2 tRNA genes and 2 rRNA genes are annotated in these 844 nt (G+C 48.6%); all 4 read right to left on the bottom strand.

Annotated features, from left to right (window positions below):
- Positions 1-110: ribosomal RNA gene (locus CSQ91_RS28370) — 23S ribosomal RNA — on the bottom strand; the annotation flags it as partial.
- 250 nt (positions 111-360) lie between these two features.
- Positions 361-436, bottom strand: a tRNA-Ala gene (locus CSQ91_RS28365).
- Between the two features lie 12 nt (positions 437-448).
- A tRNA-Ile gene (locus CSQ91_RS28360) sits at positions 449-525 on the bottom strand.
- 100 nt (positions 526-625) lie between these two features.
- Positions 626-844, bottom strand: a 16S ribosomal RNA gene (locus CSQ91_RS28355); the annotation flags it as partial.

Below are 844 nucleotides of genomic sequence, written 5' to 3'. Positions count from 1 at the left end.
CTGCGGATCAAAGTGTGTTTGCTCACTCCCCGCAGCTTATCGCAAGCTACTACGTCCTTCATCGCCTGTAATCGCCAAGGCATCCACCATGTGCACTTATTCGCTTGTCCCTATAACGTTAGCCTCTAATCATTTGCATGACTAAAGAGCGCTACAGGGATAAGAAAGTACAACGTTGTTGCTTGTTTGTTGATACATACAATCATTACCCATCGATTCACCTTTTACGGCAAACCGATCAATAAATAATCTTTACTTCTTCCAGATTGTTAAAGAACGAAACAGCTTTGATCGCTAAAAGATCAAACCTAAACCCGGGTCTATTTGACCGGCTTACGTTTGCACTTTCGAGTAAAACTTTGGTGGAGGATGACGGGATCGAACCGACGACCCCCTGCTTGCAAAGCAGGTGCTCTCCCAGCTGAGCTAATCCCCCGGGAATTTGTACTGGTAGGGCTGGTTGGACTCGAACCAACGACCCCCGCGTTATCAACACGGTGCTCTAACCAGCTGAGCTACAGCCCCAACGCGGAACTACTACGACTACTGTTTCTTCTTAATTAAACAGCCGATAAGTGTGAACATTTGATGCGTGAACCAGTTACCTGATTCGTGCAAACTCTAGAAAGGAGGTGATCCAGCCGCACCTTCCGATACGGCTACCTTGTTACGACTTCACCCCAGTCACGAATCCTACCGTGGTAAGCGCCCTCCTTACGGTTAAGCTACCTACTTCTGGTAAAACCCGCTCCCATGGTGTGACGGGCGGTGTGTACAAGACCCGGGAACGTATTCACCGCGACATGCTGATCCGCGATTACTAGCGATTCCAACTTCATGCAGT

It is taken from the genome of Janthinobacterium sp. BJB301, assembly GCF_002735685.1.
In the GTDB taxonomy this organism is placed as follows: domain Bacteria; phylum Pseudomonadota; class Gammaproteobacteria; order Burkholderiales; family Burkholderiaceae_D; genus Janthinobacterium; species Janthinobacterium lividum.
Note: the sequence above shows the minus strand (reverse complement) of the source record. Positions and strands in the feature narration are given on the sequence as shown.